At 48.1% G+C, this 6,065-nt stretch carries 4 protein-coding genes; all 4 read left to right on the forward strand.

All coding sequences use genetic code 11. The features are described 5' to 3' along the window. Positions 1-159 precede the first annotated feature (159 nt). Complete coding sequence (locus H6G03_RS28030) at positions 160-336, forward strand: hypothetical protein (protein WP_190471973.1); 177 nt, start codon at positions 160-162, stop codon at positions 334-336. Further along, positions 329-691 carry a hypothetical protein gene (locus H6G03_RS28035; protein WP_190471975.1) on the forward strand — a complete coding sequence of 121 codons (363 nt, stop codon included), beginning with the start codon at positions 329-331 and terminating at the stop codon, positions 689-691. The genes H6G03_RS28030 and H6G03_RS28035 overlap by 8 nt, the downstream gene beginning before the upstream one ends. Positions 692-1,324: 633 nt before the next feature. Beyond that, positions 1,325-5,032 (forward strand): DUF3987 domain-containing protein, encoded by a 3,708-nt coding sequence (locus H6G03_RS28040; protein ID WP_190471978.1) that lies wholly within the window; start codon positions 1,325-1,327, stop codon positions 5,030-5,032. 149 nt (positions 5,033-5,181) lie between these two features. Next, on the forward strand, positions 5,182-6,065 hold an 884-nt coding region (locus H6G03_RS28045), incomplete at its 3' end, for an RNA-guided endonuclease InsQ/TnpB family protein (protein ID WP_190471981.1).

Genomic DNA, 6,065 nt, shown 5'->3' on the forward strand with positions numbered 1-6,065 from the left:
CAAACTTAAGAGGGAAAATTTGCGCCGATCTAAACAGCAGGAAGTGGAACGGCTGCGAAACTGGATCGGCGAGTGGGAAGCAGAAATTAAACGACTTGAGGACGTGAGATCGCGTCTCTTGGGCGACCGAGAGTAGACTCGCGCCCCTCCATACCATCGATGACAAAAAAACCAGAAAACATCCATTCAGCAACCGACCCCCAGAAATGCCGGGATATGGAGCGGAAGTACGGATGGAAACTAAAAGCAATTAAGCCCACAAGCGACCCGATTCTCAAAGTCGATTGCGTATTCGAGGGTGAGCAAACTTCATTCGAGGACGAACGCTATGAGTGAAACTTGGATTGTTTTTAAAGCTGACGGGATGAGCGCTCCCGGATGGGAGGAACGTTTGTTGCTGCCGTCTGGAAATTTGACCGATATTCTTTGGGAAAACTGGGACTGTTCCGGTGAATTGCCCAAAGTGGGAGAGCGAATTCGCTCCTATGCCGATAATGAAGGCTCCGGCTCAATTACGCACGGATGCGACGGGGATTGGGTAGTATCTCGCATTCTCCAGTTCTCATCTTTCGATATCGACCAGCGAATTGTGGTGTGCTACTGCTCTTATCAACCCATCACCCCCCATTGGGAAAAGCTAACTAGGGGTGCGCCAGTGGCATCCATGCTTCCAGCTACCGAGGTCAAATAGAAAACCAACCCCTTCCAACGTTCAATTTCGCTCTCTCGTAACTCCATGAAAAGTGGGAGTTGTTCTCTTGCTTAAGAAATAAGACAGCCGGGATAAGACAGCTTTCGCTCTAAAGCAGTTTAATAGATCTTCAAATAAAAGATTTTCAGCCAAATCCGTTGTATAAGTGGTTTTATCCCAAATAGCAGCAATTGTTGAGGCTGAAACTAAAAAACGTCACCGATAAAGGAGGAAATTAAGGATCTCCCGTAAAAACGAGTGCAGCCCCGGTGATACACCGGAGCCGCATTGATTGAAAGAGTTGGAACACCGCCGCTCTTACTACAAAGCTAAGGGTTCCTCGTCAAATACTCGCGTCCGCGACACTTACGCGCCGAGACAGAATGTTTTAGTTAGCAATTACATTCTGCCTTATAACGCGATAAAAGTGTTGCACTATAACGAGACTTATTTGAATTTTCTTAGCCAATACTTGAAGAGCGCTTAAAGGGTTCCAACTCCATCTGTCCACCAAAAACGCTAGGAGTAAGGCAGAATGGAGCTTTTACCAAAAAAAGCTAATACTCTCAAAGGCCAAAATCTTTTTGGCCCCACCACCAATACCACCTCTGCAACCAACGGGGAGGTGCTGTAATGGTCGCTCAATTTTCAGAAAGTGGATTGCCCGGAATAGTACGCGCCGCCGCTCTACGCCAGTTAGAATTGCTGGGCTGGACTGGAGGAGATGCGGTGTACCTGCGATTTTTCCAACCGGAGGGAGGATTTGGCGCTAAGCTAGAAGCGACAATACCAGACCTCCCCTGGAGCCAGATAGAACAATTACAAGCTAAAGGGTACGGCTGCTACTTCGTCGTCAACGGCGGCGGACATCGGGACGCCGACGTGCAAAAAGGGCGTGCCATCTTCTACGAACACGACAACCTAGACAAAGAAACTCAGCTATTCTTGTGGCAGTCCTTGGGACTTCCAGAACCCACAATTCAAATCGATACAGGCGGCAAGAGCATCCACAACTACTGGACTTTAGCTGACGACTGCACCGTGGAAGAGTGGCGCTCCCTGCAAGCCGACCTGCTAGAATATGCCGATGCAGACCGCTGCCTCAAAAATCCCAGTCGCGTGATGCGCTTGGCGGGGGCGCTGCATACCAAAACCGGACAGCAGTCTCAGATTATCAGCAGCAGCGGCATAAAGTACAGCTACGTAGAACTCAGATCCATAATCCCACAGAGATCGCAGCCCGCAGCACATGACGCACCAACCCCAGAACCGTTGTGGTCTAGCATTGCAATTCCTCTAGAATTGTGCCTCACAAAAGAACATCGATACTTTATCGCCAACGGCTCTGGCTCTGGCTCGCGCAACAACACAGGAGCAGCCTTAGCCCGCGACATAATCGGCACCGCCGCACGTTTGGACTATCTAGGCATCTCCTATAGCAGCGACCCACGCGGATTGTTAGACAACTATGGCAGTCGGTGCAATCCTCCTTTAGCAGCGCGAGAACTGGATGCGATTTGGAAGTCAGCCCAAAAGAAGAATCCCACAGCCTGCTTATCGGATGACGCCCTCCAAAATTGCGTCAAAGCTTGGCAGCGAAATCAACAATTCCCCACAAGAGGAACCAACAGTAACCGTGCTTCAGGAAATTACAGCGGCAGCAATGGAGGCAACTATTCTAGCGGCAGCAGCAATTTCCCTTATAGCAATGCGGGGAATAGCGCCGACTCAACAGGTCTCGATCTCGACAACGACAACGCTCTTAATGGCGCTGGCGGTAGTTTCCCTAAGAGCAACAACACGAGCAATGGAGCTGGCTCAGATCGAGAACCAGATCGCAGTAAAGATCGTACCGCTCCACAACCAACACCACCAACGCTCTACAACGACATAGCCCAAATTGTAGCTTCTTCAAACAACGCCGAGCATCAACGCGCTCTTCTAATCGAATACAGCTACACCACCGGATATCCCCTCCCTGGATTAGAAAAACTAGCCAGTGGAATCGAATCTCAAATCAGCCGTCAACTATCCGCAGAAGAAGACAAAAACCAATTCACCAAACTAATCGGTTACGGACAACACTCCTTCGATTTGAGGAAAACATTACCGCTTCCCCTAGCCAAAGCACTGCTCACCAAATCAGAATCAGACCGAGTAGATCCCGTTTTCTTCTGGCAATGGCTGCTTCCCGCCGTGGGAATTCAATTAGGCGCTCACATCGGAATCCGAGGAAAAGAAGGAAGCATAGAAGAAGATGACTGGCGAGAATTTGCCATCTTCTGGACTATGGTTGTTGCCCCTCCCTCCGCCGGAAAATCTCAGACCATGAGTGCGATTTTCGCTCCCATCCAAAAACGTTACAAGAAAGCCAAGAACGCTTACAAAAAGCAGCTGCTCAAACTCGAAAAGTTACAGGCCGCTTGGGATAGAATGTCACCAGAAGAAAAAGAAGAAAAAGAAAACACTCCCCAAAACCCCCGCGTCTTCTCAGAAGAAATGCAGGGCGCTCCAGCTAAGAAAATTATAGAAGTGGGTAGCCCGGAAGGTGCCTTTAAGAGGATGTCCGAACTCCCTCCTTCCTCCGGTTGCGCCTTAGCCTTCGACGAACTGATCCGCCTTTTAATGCTAGATCAGTATAAGGATAAAGGTGGAGACACGCGCCAAATATTATTGCAGACCTTCAATAAACCCAGCGACCTGGAATTTGAACGCTCCCAACAAAAAGACGCATTTGAGTTCAACCGACTCTGCTTGCAACTAACAGGAGGAGTGCAGCCAGAGAAAGCCAAAAAGCTAGCATCAGATGCAGACGATGGAGATGGTTTGCTCTCAAGAATTCTGCCAGCTATCCCCACCACTCCCGATAATTTTGATGAGTGGTCTGATTCCAAAGTATCCGTTTACTTAATGCTGGAGCAAATGTATGACAAATTGCACTCTCTGCATATACGGTTGAGGAATTTCCTACCTGAAAGTTACCAAGTACCGGATGAAGATGGTTTGTTAGAGCCGGTAATTCTCGATTTCAATCCAGAAGCAAAAGAAATTTGGAAGAAATGGTGGTCGAAACTGAGAAGAGAACAGCGTCGAAACGAACATGAAAATCCCGCACTTGCTGGGTTTTTAGGGAAAATGCTCGGCTATACGCTGCGAATTTCTCTGCTTCTGCACTGTTTGGATTTGTGTTTTGAAGACGAGCTAAAACCGGAATCGCTTTACGTTGGCGTGGGGCCGCTAGAACGGGCTATCTACGCTATTACGTACCACATCGGGCAATACCGCCTGCTGCAATCTCGCAACGAACAAGAGATCTCCCTTCCGGGACAACTGGTGGAAATGTACCAGTATTTGCTGCGGAAGCAGACAGCAGTAAATGAAGTGCAGATCCAGAATGCGGTGTACCGTCGTTGTTCCAAGTCTGCCAAACCATCTTTAGCACAAATCCGCCAAAACTGCTCCCTTTTAGTGGCCAATGGCGTCGCGGAGCGTTTGAACGATGGTAGCAAGAAGTTTTTGATTAAAGCGATCCCAATATCTATGCGCGGAATTCCGACAAATTCCGCACCTTTTTCCGCAGCTACCTGTAGCCCAGAAATCCAGACAGAGCAAGGGATACAGACTCCTGTAGTTGTTATTCCGACAATTCCGACAACCCCCCCATTTTCGGGTACCCCATCAAAAGAGAGCGGTGAAGAGGGACACATTCTACCGGACACTGGTCCCCCACCCGATGTGTTTGTTGAGGAAGATCCTCATTTTGATGAAAATTGTCGGAATTGTCGGAACTACGCTGAGCATGAGCCAACGGAGCCAGAGATAGAGCCAGTTTCAGACGTTATCGACGGTGCGGAAAACGGTGCGGAAGATGTCGGAAATTCCGCAGATAAAAATGATGGCTCAAGAGATGACGACCCACCACCCACGGGCGGTGGCAACGTCCCCACTCGTCCCACTTCACCTGAAGATGGTGGGGCAGCCGAAGCAAATTTTTCCAGTCAGCAGCAGTCGGCAGCACCAACAGCTACCAATACAGAACGACCTTCTTCCAAAGCCAAAGGATTTGGCCCCACCAGTTCCTTCTTTTCAAAGTCTCGCCCTAAAGGAAAGGTTGCATCCAATCGCGCCCCCCAAAACGGGCCTAAAGTTCCCAATGACCCCATTCCGGCTGATTCCCCTTTCCAGGCGGGAGTAAAAGTGCGGGTGGTTGTAGGTAAGTATCAAGGTAAAGTTGGCACTGTAGGGAAGTACGATGCTGCTGACGACCAATACGAGGTAGTAGGTGTAGAATCCTTTTCCCTTTGGTGGATGCCAAAACATCTGGAGTTAGCAACTGACTGAAGGGGGTGGTACAGCCGCGATAAATTTACCTATTTATCCCTAAACTTACTCAAATAAGACGCTATTATGTACAAATGAGTAAGTTTATGCCACCTCAAGAGAAACATCAGTCACAAAAATCGCTGGCATCGTAGAGGAGTTGAGAGAAATTGCTCAGCAGCTTCCAGACAAAACTCGATCTAAACAACCAACAGCGTACCCTAGCAGCCAAACACGCAGGCGTAGCCAGACACGCTTGGAATTGGGGATTAGAAATTTGTTTGAAAGCTTTGTCGGCAAACGAAAAGCTACCCAGTGCCATCACTCTTCACAAGCGATTGGTAGCAGAAGTAAAATCAGCAAATCCGTGGTACTACGAAGTATCCAAGTGCGCTCCGCAACAAGCGTTGCGGAATTTATCCAAAGCTTTTGGGCATTTCTTTAAAGTATCTGGTAGAGGCCAACCAAAATTCAAAAAGAAGAATATTAAAGATAGCTTCTACTTAGAAGGTAGTATCGCGGTGAGTGGCAACCGACTCAAGTTACCGATTTTCGGATGGGTGAGATGCCACGAAATACTACCAGCCGTTAAGCCCAAAAACGTTACCGTTACCAAAAGAGCTTCGGATTGGTATGTCAGTTTTAGATACGAGCTAGAAGCCAAACCATCTCCAAAAACAAGACAGCGGATCGGAGTAGATATTGGTATCAACTCCTTAGCCACTTGTTCCGATGGTAGCGTTTTCCCAAATGTGAAAGCTTACCGTCAGCAAGCGAGGAAATTAGCGCATTTACAACGTTCAGTCTGTCGGAAGCTTCAAGGCTCTCGTAATCGAACCAAAGCTAATCTGAAAGTAGCTAGACTACATAAAAGAATAGCTAATATCAGACAAGATGCACTGCATAAGTTGACTTCTTGGTTAGCTAAGAACCACAGCGAAATAGTTATCGAAGATTTGAATATCTCCGGGATGCTCAAGAATCATCGCTTAGCTAGTGCCATTGCTGATTGTGGTTTTTATGAGTTCAAAAGGCAACTAGAGTACAAAGCTAG

The sequence above is a fragment of the Aerosakkonema funiforme FACHB-1375 genome (genome assembly GCF_014696265.1).
GTDB lineage: Bacteria > Cyanobacteriota > Cyanobacteriia > Cyanobacteriales > Aerosakkonemataceae > Aerosakkonema > Aerosakkonema funiforme_A.